General features: G+C 51.7%; 16 protein-coding genes. 4 read left to right on the top strand and 12 right to left on the bottom strand.

Annotated features, from left to right (window positions below):
* Window positions 1-1044, top strand: coding sequence for a spermidine/putrescine ABC transporter substrate-binding protein PotD (gene potD, locus SC127_RS19775; RefSeq protein WP_215848297.1), 1044 nt, complete (start codon window positions 1-3; stop codon window positions 1042-1044).
* A gap of 40 nt (window positions 1045-1084) precedes the next feature.
* Here potD and cobB read toward each other — a convergent pair whose 3' ends face one another.
* The 4 genes from cobB to lolC all read right to left on the bottom strand — a co-directional run bounded on the left by cobB (window position 1085) and on the right by lolC (window position 5217).
* A complete protein-coding gene (cobB, locus tag SC127_RS19770; protein ID WP_215847050.1) occupies window positions 1085-1918 on the bottom strand; it encodes a Sir2 family NAD+-dependent deacetylase in 834 nt (277 codons plus the stop codon).
* 158 nt (window positions 1919-2076) lie between these two features.
* A complete protein-coding gene (lolE, locus tag SC127_RS19765; RefSeq protein WP_332627659.1) occupies window positions 2077-3321 on the bottom strand; it encodes a lipoprotein-releasing ABC transporter permease subunit LolE in 1245 nt (414 codons plus the stop codon).
* Complete coding sequence (gene lolD / locus SC127_RS19760; protein WP_332627657.1) at window positions 3321-4025, bottom strand: lipoprotein-releasing ABC transporter ATP-binding protein LolD; 705 nt, start codon at window positions 4023-4025, stop codon at window positions 3321-3323. The genes lolE and lolD overlap by 1 nt, the downstream gene beginning before the upstream one ends.
* The gene (gene lolC / locus SC127_RS19755; protein ID WP_215847053.1) at window positions 4018-5217 is read right to left on the bottom strand and encodes a lipoprotein-releasing ABC transporter permease subunit LolC; all 1200 of its coding nucleotides are present in this window, start codon (window positions 5215-5217) and stop codon (window positions 4018-4020) included. The genes lolD and lolC overlap by 8 nt, the downstream gene beginning before the upstream one ends.
* A 249-nt stretch (window positions 5218-5466) precedes the next feature.
* Here lolC and SC127_RS19750 point away from each other — a divergent pair, with 249 nt between their 5' ends.
* The gene (locus SC127_RS19750; RefSeq protein ID WP_215847054.1) at window positions 5467-5676 is read left to right on the top strand and encodes a hypothetical protein; all 210 of its coding nucleotides are present in this window, start codon (window positions 5467-5469) and stop codon (window positions 5674-5676) included.
* 108 nt (window positions 5677-5784) lie between these two features.
* The gene (mfd, locus tag SC127_RS19745) at window positions 5785-9228 is read left to right on the top strand and encodes a transcription-repair coupling factor (protein ID WP_243078146.1); all 3444 of its coding nucleotides are present in this window, start codon (window positions 5785-5787) and stop codon (window positions 9226-9228) included.
* Between the two features lie 128 nt (window positions 9229-9356).
* Here mfd and SC127_RS19740 read toward each other — a convergent pair whose 3' ends face one another.
* The 8 genes from SC127_RS19740 to hinT form a co-directional block, all read right to left on the bottom strand.
* Entirely contained in the window at window positions 9357-9899 is a 543-nt protein-coding gene (locus tag SC127_RS19740) for a glycine zipper 2TM domain-containing protein (RefSeq protein ID WP_243078147.1), read from the bottom strand.
* 292 nt (window positions 9900-10191) lie between these two features.
* Window positions 10192-11496 carry an NAD(P)/FAD-dependent oxidoreductase gene (locus SC127_RS19735; RefSeq protein WP_215847056.1) on the bottom strand — a complete coding sequence of 435 codons (1305 nt, stop codon included), beginning with the start codon at window positions 11494-11496 and terminating at the stop codon, window positions 10192-10194.
* Window positions 11497-11708: 212 nt separating this feature from the next.
* A complete protein-coding gene (gene ycfP / locus SC127_RS19730) occupies window positions 11709-12251 on the bottom strand; it encodes an alpha/beta hydrolase YcfP (protein WP_243078148.1) in 543 nt (180 codons plus the stop codon).
* Window positions 12252-12288: 37 nt separating this feature from the next.
* Window positions 12289-13329 (bottom strand): beta-N-acetylhexosaminidase, encoded by a 1041-nt coding sequence (gene nagZ / locus SC127_RS19725; RefSeq protein ID WP_332627653.1) that lies wholly within the window; start codon window positions 13327-13329, stop codon window positions 12289-12291.
* Between the two features lie 40 nt (window positions 13330-13369).
* Window positions 13370-14152 (bottom strand): thiamine kinase, encoded by a 783-nt coding sequence (thiK, locus tag SC127_RS19720; RefSeq protein WP_409075939.1) that lies wholly within the window; start codon window positions 14150-14152, stop codon window positions 13370-13372.
* A 16-nt stretch (window positions 14153-14168) separates the two neighbouring features.
* The gene (gene lpoB, locus SC127_RS19715) at window positions 14169-14762 is read right to left on the bottom strand and encodes a penicillin-binding protein activator LpoB (RefSeq protein WP_215847058.1); all 594 of its coding nucleotides are present in this window, start codon (window positions 14760-14762) and stop codon (window positions 14169-14171) included.
* Between the two features lie 10 nt (window positions 14763-14772).
* Window positions 14773-15141, bottom strand: a complete 369-nt coding sequence (locus SC127_RS19710) for a YcfL family protein (RefSeq protein ID WP_215847059.1) — start codon at window positions 15139-15141, stop codon at window positions 14773-14775.
* 21 nt (window positions 15142-15162) lie between these two features.
* On the bottom strand, window positions 15163-15513 hold the full coding sequence (hinT, locus tag SC127_RS19705) for a purine nucleoside phosphoramidase (protein ID WP_215847060.1): 351 nt from the start codon (window positions 15511-15513) through the stop codon (window positions 15163-15165).
* 359 nt (window positions 15514-15872) lie between these two features.
* On the opposite strand from hinT, the gene SC127_RS19700 reads away from it, so the two are divergent.
* A complete protein-coding gene (locus SC127_RS19700; RefSeq protein ID WP_243078151.1) occupies window positions 15873-17465 on the top strand; it encodes an MFS transporter in 1593 nt (530 codons plus the stop codon).
* Window positions 17466-17471: the final 6 nt, after the last annotated feature.

Genomic DNA, 17471 nt, shown 5'->3' with positions numbered 1-17471 from the left:
ATGATGAAATGGTCTCACTGGCTGGCGGCTGGGGCGCTGGCGTTGAGTGTGCAAGGCGCGCAAGCGGACGATAGTAAAACGCTCTACTTCTATAACTGGACTGAATACGTGCCGCCGGGACTGCTGGAGCAATTCACTAAAGAGACCGGCATCAAAGTGATTTATTCTACCTACGAATCCAATGAAAGCATGTATGCCAAGCTTAAAACGTGGAAAGAGGGCGCGTATGATTTAGTGGTGCCCTCAACCTATTTCGTCGCAAAAATGCGTAACGAAGGCATGCTACAAAAGATTGATAAGTCACAGCTAACCAATTTTAAAAATCTGGATCCAAACCTGCTGAATAAGCCTTTTGATCCGAACAATGATTATTCCATTCCCTATATTTGGGGTGCGACGGCAATCGGTCTTAATTCAGACGAGATTGATCCGAAAAGCGTCACAAGCTGGGCTGATTTGTGGAAACCAGAGTATAAGCAAAGCCTGTTGCTGACCGATGATGCCCGCGAAGTGTTTCAAATGGCGCTGCGCAAACTCGGGTATTCCGGTAATACTCGCGATCCTAAACAGATCGACGCCGCTTACCAAGAATTAAGAAAATTGATGCCAAACGTCCTGGCGTTCAACTCCGATAATCCGGGCAATCCTTATATGGAAGGCGAAGTGAATCTGGGCATGATTTGGAACGGTTCCGCTTATGTGGCTCGCCAGGCTGGCACACCGTTGCAGGTTATTTGGCCGAAAGAAGGCGGGATTTTCTGGATGGACAACCTGGCGATTCCTGCGAACGCCAAAAATAAAGAGGCCGCACTTAAGCTGATTAACTTCCTGCTTCGCCCGGAAGTTGCAGCAAAAGTCGCCGAAACCATTGGTTATCCAACCCCTAACCTTGAAGCCAAAAAGTTGTTGCCAAAAGCCGTCGCAGAGGATGCATCGCTTTATCCTTCTGCTGAAGTGATCAAAAAGGGTGAATGGCAGAATGACGTGGGTGATGCCAGCATCCAGTACGAAACGCTGTTTCAGAAGTTGAAGGCGGGTCGTTAATACTCACGGGCGGCAGCACTGCCGCCCTGTTATTGACTGCTTATTTGTATAAGCCACGTAACAGCGTATGCACAAATTCAGGCACCACTTCACTGGCTAAGCCGTAATGGCTTTCGGCAAATTCGTTGCCAACCTGGCTTGGCTCCAGATTCAGCTCAACGGTATGCGCGCCCTGCAGTTTGGCTTCATGCACAAATCCTGCTGCCGGATAAACATGCCCTGACGTGCCGATAGCGATAAACATATCCGCGTTTTCCAACGCCTGATAAATCTCTTCCATGCCGATGGGCATTTCCCCGAACCACACCACATGAGGACGCAGCACTGAAGGGAACTGGCAGCAGGTACAGCGATCCTCTGCGGTGACATTACCGGTCCATTCGATGACCTGCCCGCTGGTAGCACAGCGCACTTTCAGCAATTCGCCATGCATATGCAACACGCGTGAATTACCCGCACGTTCATGCAGGTTGTCGATATTCTGCGTTACCAGAAAAAAGTTATCGCCTAATACCTGCTCCAGTTCAGCTAACGCAATGTGCGCAGCATTTGGCTGGATTTCAGGCTGCTGCAGTTGGTCACGGCGTTCATTATAGAAACGTTGTACCAAAGCCGGATCGCGTCGAAAACCTTCCGGCGTCGCAACATCTTCAACCCGATGCTCTTCCCACAACCCGTCGGCGGCGCGAAAAGTACGAATACCCGATTCCGCTGAAATGCCAGCGCCCGTCAGAACCACCACATGCGGCAGAGGATGTGCAGCCATTTCAGCCTGACGATCGCGCTCAAAAATGCGTTGGCGAAAGCGTTGATGCACCTTTCTCCGGGTCTTTTTGAGTCGGGCGAGTCGTAAGCGTCGACGTGGTGTGCGCATAAAGGCTCCTTGTGCAGCGGCTTCGGTGAGCCGCTATAAACAAATTTTGGGGCTTATAAGCCCGATAATAACGGTTGCGCATGACAGCGCTATGCTGCTGAGCCTGAAAATGTGCGCGGCGCGCAGATTCATTCTGGCGCGCCGCATCTTTCAGGCCTTTATTGTCCGCTCAAAACCCGCGCCGGGTCGATGCGGCTGGCGCGTCTTGCCGGATACCAGCTGGCGACCAGACTTAATATAATCGCGGTTATCAGCACCGAGAACACATCTATCCAGTGCAGTTCAGACGGCAGAAAATCGATAAAGTAAATGTCGCCGGCCAGCAGATGATGACCGGTTATGTTTTCCAAGCCGCGTACCAGCGAGGTTAAATTCAACGCCACCAGCACGCCAACCACGACTCCACTCACGCTGCCGAGCAGTCCCGCCAATAAACCGTACCAGATAAAGATGGCGCGAATCAGTCGATCTTTTGCACCCAACGTTCGCAGCACGGCGATATCACTGCTCTTGTCTTTCACCGCCATCACCAGCGTGGAAACGATATTAAAGCAGGCGACGCCGATAACCAGCACCATCGCCAGATACATGATGGCGCGAATCATTTGAATATCGCGATACATATAGCCGTAGGTACCGATCCAGCTTTTGATATAGACATACGAATGCGTGGCTTCACCCGCATCGCGGACCAGCTTCACGGCCTTAAACGGATCATCCATTTTCAACGCGATGCCAGAAACGTTTTCACCCATATCAAGGTACTTTTGCGCATCCGCTAACGGCACCAGCGCCAGGCTGTGATCCAACATGCCGCTGAGCTGTAAAATACCGCTAACCTGCAGGCGCACACGCTTGGGCTGCGACAGTTTGTTGTCGCCATCATTATTGGGGATCATGATGGTGATCCAACTGCCCTGCTTCACATTAAGCGATTTTGCGATGCCACCGCCTAAGATGATTTGCTGTTTACCTGCCGCAAACGTCGACCACTGATTGTCAGCCACAAAACGTGGCAGCGCACTTAAACGTGGTTCCTGAGCAGGATCCACGCCTTTTACCTGCAGCGCCTGAAGTTTTGCGCCGCTTTCAATCAAGCCGGTAAAATTGACGTAAGGCGCGGCGGCGGCAATACCGGGAACCTGTTGGATGGGTGCAATCATTGACTGCCAACGCTGAAATGGCTGGTTGACCGCCTCAATTTCACCGTGAGGAACCACGGCCAAAATACGGTTATTGAGTTCACGCTCGAACCCGTTCATCGCGCTCAAGCCGATAATTAATACTGCGACACCCAACGCAATGCCGATGGTGGAGATCACCGAAATCAGCGATACCATGCCGCCGCGACGTCTGCCACGGCTAAAACGTAGCCCCAACAGCAGCGATAACGAAGAACCCATTACACCGCTCCTGAAAAGATCAGTTGATCGCTCAACTGTCCGTCACGCATTTCCATCTGGCGCGTCATGCGTTTAGCTAAATGGAGATCGTGCGTCACCACCAAAAAGGCTGTGCCTTGACGCACATTCAGTTCGCCCAACAGTTCAAAGATAGCGTCAGCGTTACGTGCATCAAGGTTACCAGTAGGTTCGTCAGCCATTACCAGGCGCGGGTTATTCACCAGCGCACGCGCGATAGCCACGCGCTGGCGCTCACCACCCGATAATTCAGAGGGGCGATGGCTCGCACGATGTGCAAGTCCTACCGCTTTCAGCATTTCATGCGCACGCGCTTGCGCTTCTGCTTTGTGGATTTTGCCAATCAGCAGTGGCATCGCAACGTTTTCCAGCGCACTAAAATCAGGCAGAAGATGGTGAAACTGGTAGATAAACCCTAATTCGCGGTTACGCAGTTCAGCTTTGGCTGACGACGACATTTCGTTGAGTGATTTACCCTCGAACACGACATCGCCCGAGGTGGGCGCATCCAGGCCGCCCAGCAGGTGCAGCAGCGTACTTTTGCCGGAACCGGAGCTGCCAACAATAGCCATCAGTTCGCCCGGTTGCAGGCTAAAAGTCACATTGCGCAGCACATCCGTCTGCACGCTGCCTTCCTGATAGCGTTTGCACAGATCGCGACACTGCAACAAAGGAGAATTACTCATAACGTAAAGCCTCAGCGGGTTGTACGGCGGCAGCGCGCCAGGAAGGATAAAGCGTAGAAAGCAGCGCAACGACCATGGCACAGAAAGCGATAGTCACCACTTGCCATAAATTGATATCAACCGGCAGCGCTGCGCCATCCAGGAACAGGCCAATCACTGGCATCAGGTTATTTAACTGGCTGGCAAGCAGCACGCCGAGCAAGGTGCCCAACAGCGTACCGATGATGCCAGCGCTGGCGCCCTGCACCATAAACACCGCAACGATTTGACGGCGCGTTAAGCCTTGGGTTTGCAGAATCGCCACTTCACCCTGCTTCTCCATGATTAACAAGCCGAGCGAAGTAATAATGTTAAAGGCGGCGACAGCAATGATCAGGCTCAACAGCAGCCCCATCATGTTTTTCTCCATGCGTACGGCCTGGAACAGATCACCTTTACGCTCGCGCCAGTCTTTCCATACCATGCCTTCCGGCAGGGTTTGCTGACTCAAACTGTCAACCTCCAGCGGTTTATCCAGCCAGAGACGCCAACCGGTAACATTGCCCGCCGGATAGCGCATCACGCGTGACGCGTCTTGTTGATTCACCAGAATTTGGTAGCCATCGACTTCACTATTGGCTGCATACGTGCCGGCAACGGTAAAGATACGCTGGCTTGGCACGCGCCCCATCGGCGTGAACTGGCTGACTGAAGGCACCATCAAACGTAGCTGATCGCCGCGCTTAACGCCCAGCTGGTTGGCCAGCTGTTCACCCAGAATCACGTTGTACTGACCCGATTTCAGCACGCTTTGCTGCGTGTTGACCAGATAAGGTGTCAGCGGATCTTTTTCCTCGGGGGTGATACCTAACATCACCCCAACCGAGACACTGTGTGCACTCTGTAGCACCACATCTGAAGTCGTTAACGGCGCAACGCGGCTAACGCCCTGTAGCTTAAGCTGGTCGGGAGGTTGCTGTTGCGGATTGATGCTGCCTTTTTGGCTGGTGACCAACGCTTGCGGCATCAGCCCGAGAATATTGCCTTCCAGCTCTCGCTCGAAGCCGTTCATCACCGATAGCACGGTGACCAACGCCAATACACCGAGCGTAATGCCAATAGTAGAAAGCCAGGAGACAAAGCGACCGAAGCGATCCGATGCTCGTCCGCGCATATAGCGCAGACCGATAAATAGCGCGACTGGTTGATACATGGAATCCAATGTGCGGTTGCCTGAAAATGAGTAGTGGGATGATAAAGGAGCCGCTTGCTTTATGAAACCTCTAACCCTCTGAGTCTGCGGCAAAGTTGCGTCAGAATACGTCATCAGCAACGTTCATCGGCAGGAATGCGACAAAAAGATGATGCTAATTGTACGATTATCCGGCAGCGGGTGCGGTAGACTACAATCAGATAGACGATAAGAGGTTAAATATCGCGCAGACGTAAAGAGGTAGCGACCATGTTCAAATTTCCCAAAGGCAGTATTGTTAAACACAAATCAGGGGAGATCAGAGGCGAAGTCGTTAACGTCTTTGAGCAAGGAGATGCGCCAACCGGATACTACGTGAAGTGGGACGACGGCAATCACAGTTATCACCTTGAGCGTGATCTGTGCTGGGCCAATGTTGACCGCCCGCGTATGCACTACACACAGCAATCTACAAAATAAAGCCCATTCAGAGGCTACGCGGCACTAAAATTGTGCCGCAGAGGTGATCCCCTTGGCGTAATATGGAATGATTACGCCTTGGTAAAAATGGAGAAACCTCGAGATCCCATGTCCGAACAGACTCGCTATACCCTGCCCGTAAAATCCGGTGATACGCGCCAGCTCGGTCAGCTGATCGGCGCCGCGCACGCGGTCGAGTGTGCCAACATCGCCGAGCGTCATGCTGGCCCGGTGCTGATGATTACACCGGATACACAAACCGCCTTGCGTTTACTGGATGAAATCCGCCAGTTTACTGACTTGCCGGTTAGCCATCTCGCTGATTGGGAAACGCTGCCTTACGATAGCTTCTCGCCGCATCAGGACATTATCTCGGCTCGGCTTTCCACGCTTTATCAATTACCGACCTTGCAGCGCGGCATGCTGATTCTTCCAGTCAATACGCTGATGCAGCGCGTGTGTCCGCACAGCTTCTTGCATGGCCACGCTTTGGTGATGAAACAAGGGCAAAAACTGTCGCGCGATCGCCTACGCGATCAGTTGGAACAAGCCGGTTATCGTCACGTCGATCAAGTCATGGAGCATGGCGAATACGCCACGCGCGGTGCGCTGCTTGATCTGTTTCCGATGGGCAGCGAACAGCCTTATCGCATCGACTTCTTCGATGATGAAATCGACAGCCTGCGTCTGTTTGACGTTGATAGCCAGCGCACGCTCGAAGCGGTGCCGGAAATCAACCTGCTGCCCGCACATGAGTTTCCCAGCGATAAAGCCGCGATTGAACTGTTCCGCAGCCGCTGGCGCGAAATTTTTGACGTACGCCGTGAACCGGAACATATCTATCAGCAGGTGAGTAAAGGCACCTTCCCCGCCGGTATCGAATATTGGCAGCCGCTGTTTTTTGATCAGCCTTTGCCTACGCTGTTTAGCTATTTGCCGGATAACACGCTGCTGGTTAACTGTGGCGATCTGGAAGGCAGCGCCTCACGTTTCTGGCAAGACGCCAATGCGCGCTATGAGAATCGCCGTGTTGATCCGATGCGCCCGCTGCTTGAGCCCGTCACGCTTTGGCTGCGCCCGGATGCACTGATGGGCGAGCTAAAAAGCTGGCCGCGTGTGCAAATGACCAACGATGAGTTACCCGAAAAAGCCGCGAATACCAATCTTGGTTATCAGCCCCTTCCCGATTTAACCGTGCAGGCCCAGGCCAAAGCGCCGCTGGACCATCTACGCCAGTTTTTGGAGCAATTCCACGGCGCGGTGACGTTCTCGGTAGAGAGTGAAGGTCGTCGCGAAAGTCTGCAAGAGCTGTTGGCTCGCATCAAACTTCGGCCGCAGCCGGTACATCGTCTTGATGAAGCGGGTGAAGAGCGCTACACCTTTATGATTGGTGCCAGTGAACGTGGTTTTATTGATACGCAAGGCCATCGTGCGCTGATCTGTGAAGGTGATCTGCTTGGCGAGCGCGTCAGTCGCCGCCGCCAGGATACACGTCGCACCATTAATCCTGACATCCTGATTCGTAACCTGGCTGAACTGCATCCGGGTCAACCGGTGGTGCATCTGGAGCATGGCGTGGGCCGTTATATTGGCTTGACCACGCTTGAGGCGGGCGGCATTCAGGCCGAATATCTGATGCTCTCTTATGCCAACGACGCCAAACTCTATGTCCCGGTTTCATCGCTGCATCTCATTAGTCGTTACGCCGGTGGCGCAGACGAAAATGCGCCGCTGCACAAATTAGGCAGCGATGCCTGGTCACGTGCGCGACAAAAAGCGGCGGAGAAAGTACGCGATGTGGCGGCTGAGTTGCTGGATATTTATGCCCAACGCGCCGCCAAAACAGGCTTCGCCTTCAAGCACAACCGCGATCAATATCAGCTGTTTTGTGAAGCTTTTCCTTTTGATACGACGCCCGATCAGGCACAGGCCATTAATGCGGTATTAAGCGACATGTGTCAGCCGCTGGCCATGGATCGTCTGGTTTGCGGTGATGTTGGGTTTGGTAAAACCGAAGTCGCGATGCGTGCGGCGTTTCTGGCGGTTGAAAACAACAAGCAGGTCGCGGTGCTGGTGCCCACGACGTTACTGGCTCAGCAACATTATGATAATTTCCGCGATCGCTTTGCTAACTGGCCAGTACGCATTGAAATGCTTTCACGTTTCCGTACGGCTAAAGAGCAAGCACAGGTGTTAGAACAAGCCAGTGAAGGCAAAATCGATATCCTGATCGGTACGCATAAATTATTGATGACTGACTTGAAATGGCGTGATTTAGGTCTGTTAATCGTTGATGAAGAGCACCGCTTTGGTGTGCGACACAAAGAGCGCATCAAGGCGATGCGTGCAGATGTCGATATTTTGACGCTCACTGCCACACCGATTCCGCGTACCCTGAATATGGCCATGAGCGGGATGCGCGATCTGTCGATCATTGCAACGCCTCCTGCACGTCGTTTGGCAGTGAAAACTTTTGTGCGTGAGTTTGACAATTTAGTGATTCGCGAGGCGATCCTGCGTGAAGTGCTGCGTGGTGGACAGGTTTATTATCTCTATAACGACGTCGAAAATATCGAAAAGGCCGCACAGCGCTTGACTGAACTCGTCCCGGAAGCACGCGTCGCCATTGGCCATGGTCAAATGCGCGAGCGCGATCTGGAACGGGTGATGAATGATTTCCATCACCAGCGTTTTAATGTGCTGGTCTGTACCACCATTATTGAAACCGGTATCGATATTCCAACGGCTAACACCATTATCATTGAGCGTGCAGATCATTTCGGTTTGGCTCAACTGCACCAGTTGCGTGGTCGCGTCGGACGATCGCACCATCAGGCTTACGCCTGGCTGATGACGCCGCCGCCCAAAGCGATGACCACCGATGCCAAAAAGCGTCTCGAAGCTATTGCTTCGCTAGAAGATTTGGGAGCTGGTTTTGCACTTGCCACCCACGATTTAGAAATTCGTGGCGCGGGCGAGTTGCTGGGTGAAGAGCAAAGCGGGCAAATGGAAACCCTGGGCTTCTCGCTCTATATGGAGTTGTTAGAGAATGCCGTGGATGCGCTGAAAGAGGGCCGTGAGCCGTCGCTTGAGGATTTGACCAACAATCAGACCGAAGTCGAGCTGCGCATGCCTGCCCTGCTGCCGGAAGAGTTTATCCCGGATGTGAATACCCGCTTGTCACTCTACAAGCGCATTGCCAGCGCCGAAGACGAATCTGAGCTGCAAGAATTGAAGGTTGAGATGATTGACCGCTTTGGCTTGTTACCCGATCCGGCGCGAAATCTCCTTGATATCGCCGCATTGCGGCTTAATGCGCGAACGCTGGGCGTGCGTAAAATCGAAGCCAGCGACAAAGGCGGCTTCTTTGATTTCGCTCCGCAAAACAGCGTGGATCCTGCATGGCTGATTAGCTTATTGCAGAAAGATCCCAAGCAGTGGAAGCTTGATGGCCCAACGCGTCTACGCTTTACCCGTGAGCTGGCAGAGCGCAAAGTTCGTATGGAATGGGTGCAGGGATTCGTGGCGCAGCTGGCGCAGAACCGGGCTTAATGTTGAAAGGGACTGATTCACATTGCTCGGAGTAATATCTGATGTGAAATAAAAAAAAGCGCATCATCCCTGATGCGCTTCTCTTATTGTTTGCTGTGTGGCCGCTAACGCGGCAAATCTTTGCCCAATCAAGCCTGATCGTTGTTAAGAATCAGCTGGCCATTACGGTCGAGTGGAATACGCGTACCAGGATCGTTTTCCGTGCGGATTTTGCCCTGTTGATTGCCTATTTTATAGGTCACGTCATATCCCAGCATTTTTTCTTGCTTGTCATAAACCGTTTTGCAGCGCTGTTCCGTGGTGGTGTAAGTATCACGGTTTTGCATTCCGGCCTGAACCTGATTGCCTGCGTAACCGCCTGCAACCGCACCTGCTACGGTTGCGACATCCTTACCGCGACCGCCACCGAACTGGTGACCTAACACGCCCCCCGCCACTGCACCTAACACTGAGCCCGCAATACGGTTATCATCCTGCACCGCACGACGATGAGTCAGCGTTACGTTGCGACATTCCTTGCGCGGCTGTTTGATGCTTTCTTTAATTGGCGTTGCTGACAGCACCTGCGCATATTGCGGCCCGCGGTCAAACACGTTCATACCCGCTACGGCGGCAACACCCAGCGCCGCTGCCACACCAATACCGATACCCGCTAACATTGATTTATTCACAGGAAGTTCCTCCTGAAAGTGTTACCGCGCATTCCTGCCGCTGTCGCATCCTTCACAGCAGAGGCCTAACTCGGCGTGCGCGACCCGCCGTGTTTGTTGAATGAAGTTTTACAGATGGACCGAAATTGCAACATCAGATAAATGGAGGAAATCTATACAAGAGCCTTCAGGTCCAGCTTTTAGGAGAGTTCCGAACGAGGCGGGAAAGCGCTGATCTCAACAGAGAAATGAAATTTTCTAGTTTGAAATCAGCGTAATAGCAATATGAAAGGCGGTAAGCCGCCTTATCATCTTAATGCAGCTTGAGGCGTGGGCGTATAACGCGGTTGATACTGCCGACTAACATCATCAGACCCGTTTTGAAGTATCCGTGGAGCGCAATCTGGTGCATACGATATAAGGAAATGTAGACAAAACGCGCAATGCGTCCTTCTACCATCATCGATCCACGCATCAGGTTACCCATCAGGCTTCCGACCGTACTGAAGCGCGACAGTGATACCAGCGAGCCGTGATCTTTATAGACATAGGCTTTCAAGGGCTTGTTATTGCGCTGCGCCAGAATATTTTCCATCGCACGTGAAGCCATTTGGTGTGCAGATTGTGCACGTGGTGGCACAAACCCACCGGATGGCAACGCACAGGAAGCACAATCGCCGATGGCATAAATATCATCGTCCAAGGTGGTTTGCAGCGTATCTTTTACCACCAGCTGATTAATACGGTTGGTTTCCAACCCACCAATCTCTTTCATGAAGTCAGGCGCTTTGATTCCTGCCGCCCATACCATCAGGTCCGCTTCGATATATTCGCCGCCTTTGGTATGCAGACCTTTTTTGTCGGCACTGGTCACCATGGTTTGCGTCAGCACGCGTACGCCAAGCTTGGTCAACTCTTGGTGCGCCGCTGCCGAAATACGCGGCGGCAAGGCAGGAAGAATACGTTCGCCCGCCTCGACCAGCGTCACGTTCAACGCTTCACTGCCCAAACCTTTGTAGCCATAACTGTGTAATTGCTTAACCGCATTGTGCAGCTCGGCAGAGAGCTCAACGCCGGTTGCACCGCCACCGACAATGGCAATATTGACCTGTCCGGTCTGACCTTCGCTTGCAGAGAATTTCAGGAACAGGTTAAGCATTTCATTATGGAAACGACGTGCCTGATGCGGGTTGTCGAGGAAAATACAGTGATCTTTTACGCCCGGCGTGCCGAAATCATTTGAGGTGCTGCCCAGCGCCATCACCAAAGTGTCGTAAGGCACTTCGCGCTGTGGAACCAGCACTTCACCTTGTGCATCGAGCACTTCTGCCAGAGAGATAACCTTCTTCTCGCGGTTGATGTCGGTTAAGGAACCAAGCTGGAACTGGAAGCCATGATTGCGGGCGTGTGCCAGATAACTCAGCGCATCAATCCCTTCATCCATGGAGCCAGTCGCCACTTCATGCAGCAGCGGTTTCCATAAATGACTGTGATTGCGGTCGACCAAAATGATCTCGGCTTTGTTTTTTCGGCCCAGTTTATGACCAAGCTGTGTTGCCATTTCAAGACCGCCGGCGCCGCCTCCGACGATGACAATTTTCTTAATAGATGTAGTCAACAATGACCCCCTCAAATTGTGAACCAATAGTTAATCAATGGTTAAATTAAACCTTAATAAACATAGGGTTGGCGAAGTTAAAATCGCTATCTGAAGGCAGAATAACATGCTGCGAAGTGCGGGGCACAGCAAAATTGATTTACATCAAATTTATGAGCTAAAACTCAGAATATTACGCATAAAATCAAGGCACCTGAGAGGTGCCTTAACTATTAACCTAATGTTTTAAAAGCTTTTATTCGCTGAAGATGGGGAGAGATATTCTTAAATTTATGGCCTTCATTTTCATCCCACACAATTTCATAAAAGGGATGCAGAACCTGCGCGGTGCGTTGACCATCAAGCGCTTCATCTTTGCGTGACAAAATAGCTAAACAGCGATCACGGTTTTTCTCGCGGAAGTCGCTTACACACTTGGTAGCAATATCTTCATACTCTTCAGGACGATCAATTTTCCCTTCCATGTTTTCATAAGGGAAAAGATTGGGATTGAAGATTACCTGCCGGATACCACATAAAAAGCCAATGCGTTCAGACCAATAGCCACCCAGCCCCACGCCGCAGATCAATGGACGATCGTCATCACACAGCGTGATCATTTTGTCCGTCTCTTTTAGCAGAAACTGCATGTCATGTTTAGGATGACGCGTGCTGTAACTGATCATTCGCACATCGGGATCGATGAATTGCAGTTGCAACACTTTTTCGTGATTGCCCGGGCTATTGGAATCAAAACCGTGCAGATAAATAATCATGGTTTTCCTCAACGTGATGATGCGCCGGGCTGTGAATTTACCTCGACGCTTTATGAGCCAGCCAGCGCTGCTGTAACGAACTCAACTGCTGTGCATTGTTTTTCCAGCGCGAGCTCGCTTGCAAACTTTGGCGAGTAAACGTTCCTCGATGGTACAGCTGAGAGACACGCTCAGCTTCGATCACGGTCAAACTATCCAGCACACTGATAGCGCCCTGACGCTGATTACACACCAAAATCATATCGCAACCTGCAGACAACGACTGCTGTGCCCGTTCAGGGTAGCTTCCCATCACCGCTGCCCCTTCCATCGATAAATCGTCGGAAAAGATAACACCCTCAAAACCCAGCTCTTTGCGCAGCACGGTTTTTAGCCAATACGGCGAACCGCTGGCAGGCAAATCGTCGATCTCAGTATAAATAACGTGAGCGGGCATAATGGCATCAAGCGCCTGCTCAGTAATCAGGGTACGAAATATCGCCATATCGTGCTGTCGCAACGTAGCTTCATCGCGCGGATCGCGTGGCGTCTCTTTATGCGAGTCGGCACTCACGGCACCATGTCCTGGAAAATGCTTGCCGGTGGTTTTCATTCCCGCTTCATGCATACCAGCAATAAAGCGACGCGCCATGGCTAGCGCAATCTCAGGATCTTCATGGAAGGCGCGATCGCCAATGGCCGCACTGATATGACCAATGTCCAGAACGGGCGCAAAACTGATATCAATGTCTAAAGCGACCATTTCCGCGGCCATTTGCCAGCCCGCCTGCTGTGCCAATTCACCGGCGGTTTGCCTGTCATGCAGCGCAGCGAAAGATTGCATCGCAGGTAATTGAGTGAATCCCTCACGGAAACGTTGGACGCGACCGCCTTCCTGATCTACTGCAACCACTAATCGCGTATGTGAAGCTGCGCGAATTTGCCGCACCAGCTCTGCAAGCTGGGCAGGATCATGGTAATTGCGGGCAAACAAAATCAGCCCGCCCACTAAAGGATGTTTGAGAATTTCGCGTTCTTCTGCATCCAGCTCGTAACCTTCCACGTCCAGCATCAGCGGACCGGGTAAATGTGTAGTCATGACCTAAATCCTGTGACTTTACGCAATCAGCATAAAGCGATTAAATCTGTTCCCAGCTCTCACGAGCCATCTGTTGCAAAGCTTTTTCGCCGCTTTGCTCGGCGCGTAACTGATACCAACTAGCCATGAGTAAACGCAGCCATGGCTGCCAGTGGTTTACCTGCCGTTGTAGCTGCGCACAGGGTAATTGCGCGGCTTGTGCATAGGTTGTTAACCAACGAAGCTGTTGCGTGGGATCGGCAGCGCATACCGCTGCCAGTTCCAGTGCGATATCACCATCAGCTGCATATTCCCAATCGATAAGATGCAGACCTTCGTGCGCTACAATGATGTTTCCGGCATGAACATCCATGTGAAGCGGGGCTAATCGCAGCGGCGAAGGTTCGCCAATCCGCGTTAAGCGTTGAAGCGCTTGCAGCCAGGGCAGATTGCGCTGGCGACAAAGCTGCCAGTATTGCCACAACAGTGGCAAGAGTTTGAGGCGATAACCGGTTAACGGCTGCTGATGCAAATGCCGTAACAGCGCAACGATTTGTGGCACATGTAGAGAGAATGCCTCAGGTTTCATCGCTTCGCCCTGCTGCCAGGCTAACAATAGGCCATATCGATCACCTGCCAGCGGTTTGGCCGTTAAACCGCCAGCGTGCAGCCTGTTCAAAAGGCGATATTCACGTTGACGATCGACAAACGGGATGGCAGGCTGCGGCGCAGGGCGTGCTATAAACTTTCCCTGCGCGCATTCAATGACTTGGCTTTGTCCGGTTAACCCCGCTAGCGGGGTCACACGCGCCAGAGCACTTTCACCTAAATGGCGGGCAATCATCCGCTGCATTGCAGAATTAATTCTGAGCGACGCCGTTGCCAGACCAGATAATTTCGCCGGTTTGCACCAACATTAACTGCATCTGTAGCGTTGGCGTTTTCACATCACCCTGCGCGTTGCTGTACAACACATATTGCGCATTAAGGTAACGCGCCAGGCCAATCGCCTTACTGCGCGAATTTAAGCTATCGTCTGCCGGCAATCCCAGCGTCTGTTTCGCTTGGGTAATTTGATCGGAAGAGACCAGCGTATATTTGCCATTGTTATTCAATGCATTTTGAATCGAATCGGTGGCTTTTTCACTTTGCAGTGCGCCATTGGTGCTGTTTTTAATGCGATCCACCAGCAATACGCTGCCGGCTTCAGGGCCTGCGGCATTCAGCATCTGCGCAACCAGTGGCTGCACGCTGGCATCCCAGTTGATGGTTTTAAGCTTTGGCGGTTGCGGGATCGGTTGCGGTTGCGGAATCGGTTCCGGCGCAGGAACAGGCTGAGTCGGCTCAACGGGTTGAGTCGGTTCAACCGGAGCAGGCTGTTGCTGTTTCACCACACAACCTGTAAGAATGAGCGCCATCAGTAGCACTCCAGTACGATTTACACTGCGAATCACGTAACAGTCCTCAGAGATAAAGATAGAGACGAACCTTGCTGGCGGTCAGGTTGCCGAGTTGAGAAGTAACAGCAAGGCTACTAAGTGGCGGAACCGTAACGGTTTGAGCCGGTTCTTGCGGCGTGATTTCCAACCCTTTTTCGTCATACCAATAATAACGATAGTGCACAATCACCGGTGTTTCGCGTTGATTATAGAGCACGCTACTGGCACGTTTCTGGCCATCCTCTTCGTCAAGCTTAGGATCATCAGTAATGATGCCTGCCGACAGCACCGCAGACTCCATCACCAGCGATTGCGAGGTGTCAATCATCGGTTTGTCGCTGCTGCAGCCAGCCAGGCTGAGCAAGAACGGCAGGCTGATTAGCCATTGGCGCATAGCACGTTTCCGTTCAAAGGATCAGTTAGAAAGCATTGGGCCAAGCGGTTCGCCACCCAGCAGATGCATATGGATATGATAAACCTCCTGCCCGCCATGTTTATTGCAGTTAACGATTAGGCGGTAGCCATTCTCATCAATGCCTTCATCACGCGCAATTTTAGCCGCAGCCGTAAACATGCGACCCAACGCGTGCTCGTGGGCTTCGGTGACATCGTTAGCAGTAGGAATTAATACGTTAGGAACAATAAGAACATGCGTGGGTGCTTTAGGTGATATATCACGGAATGCCGTGACCAACTCATCCTGATACACCACATCAGCGGGGATTTCGCGACGAATAATTTTACTGAAAATCGTTTCTTCAGCCATGATGCAATTCCTTTAGCCTGAGTCGTAATCAATCAGTATGCGGGACAAATTTGTTTTCTTTCAACCTCAGGACCACTTTTATTGGATTGATTGCCTGCCTTTAAACCATTTCTTCGCTCCACCTTCTCACTTGCAACGCCACCCACGCTTCTGGTGCGTAATCGCCTACAAAAATGAAACACTGTTTTATAAATTAGAATTTAATCGTCCTTTTCTTTGTTATTTTGCCAAGTCCACGTAAGAGGTTGCCAAATCGCGAAGGTTTGCCCGCGCTGACGGCTCTACTTTCTAACCAATCCGAGAAAGAAGTCCGGAACGATGAAGGATGTACAGACTTTTACATACAAGGAGCACCCGTGATGCGCTCACGTAAAATTGGTCTTGGTCACTATCTGGCCTACGGCTCCGGAGATTTTCTCGGAGCGGGCACCACGGCGCTGACCGCCGCCTGGCTGTTATATTTTTACACCACCTTCTGCGGCTTAACGCCTATTGAAGCGACCCTGATCTTTGCCGCAGCACGCGTGCTCGATGCGGTAATCAGCCCATTAATGGGATTCCTGACGGATAACTTTGGCTCAACCTGGCTAGGTAAACGTTTTGGCCGTCGCAAATTCTTTATCATGCTGGGTATTCCGTGTGTCTTTAGCTACAGCCTGATGTGGATTAGTGACATGAACTTCTGGTGGTACCTCTGTACCTACCTGCTGTTCGACATGGTTTACACCATGATTTTGGTACCTTACGAAACGCTGGTGCCAGAAATGACGGATGACTTCAAACAAAAAACCCGTTTTTCAGGTGCTCGTATCGCACTGGCTCAGCTTTCAGCAATTCTTGCCGCCTTCCTGCCGGGCATTTTGTTGGGTGCGCTAGGCAAAGATAATCCTCAATCCTTTTTCTACGCCAGTTTGGTCTTCTCAGTGATTTGCGCAGTGGTGCTAACACTGGTGTGGCTCTTTACCTGGGAACGCGATGCGAGTGATTTTTCTGAAGAATCACGACGTGCAGAAGAAGAGAAGCAAAGCCTGACGTTGATGCAGAGTCTGAAGCGCTTATATGTTGAACTGGCTTCAACGCTGCGCATTCGTATTTTCCGTCAGCATCTTGGTATGTACCTTGGTGGTTACATCGCGCAGGACGTGTTTAATGCCGTCTTTACCTGGTATGTAGTGTTTGTGCTGATGCAAAGTGCGCAAATTGCCTCCAATTTAATGGGTACTATGGCAGTTCTGCAGTTTATTGCGGTAATGGGGATGATTCCGCTCTGTATCCGTATGGGACCAGCACCCGCTTACCGATTGGTGGTAGTGCTGTTTGGTCTTGCAGCGCTTTCATACGCAGGCCTGTGGTACGCCGGCATGAACGATAACTTCTCGTTACTGCTACTGATTTCAGCCGTAGCCGGTTTGGGCCGTGGCGGTATCAATTACGTTCCCTGGAATACTTATACCTATATCGCCGATGTTGATGAGGTGATCACCGGTCAGCGTCGTGAAGGTATCTTCGCCGGTATTATGACATTAACGCGTAAAGCCTCTCAGGCCGGTGCGGTGATGTTTGTCGGTATCGTTCTGCAATTGTCTGGCTTTGTATCGGGACAAGCAACCCAGGTGCCTGGCGTCAGCCATACCATTTTAGCGATTCTCAGTATTGGTACGGTCTGTGTATTGGCCTGCGGCTTCCTCGTCTCTTTGCGTTTCAAGCTCAACCTGCAGACACATACTGTGCTGCGTGAAGAAACGCTAAAAATGCGCGAAGCGAATCGCGTAGTACCTGAAGGCATCACGCCTGAAGCACGCCAGATTGTCGAAACACTGGCTGGCATGCCTTACGAAAATTTATGGGGCAATAACAACATTGGTTTTCTCAATCGAGATAAGCCCGCTGCCCCGCCGCTGCCCAATCAGCGTGCTGTACTTTCCCCCTTGACCTCGACGTTAAAAAGATAGGAATGA

The sequence above is a fragment of the Pantoea sp. T14 genome (assembly GCF_036663535.1).
GTDB classification, from domain to species: domain Bacteria; phylum Pseudomonadota; class Gammaproteobacteria; order Enterobacterales; family Enterobacteriaceae; genus Pantoea; species Pantoea phytostimulans.
This window is presented reverse-complemented; position numbering and strand designations above follow the sequence as displayed.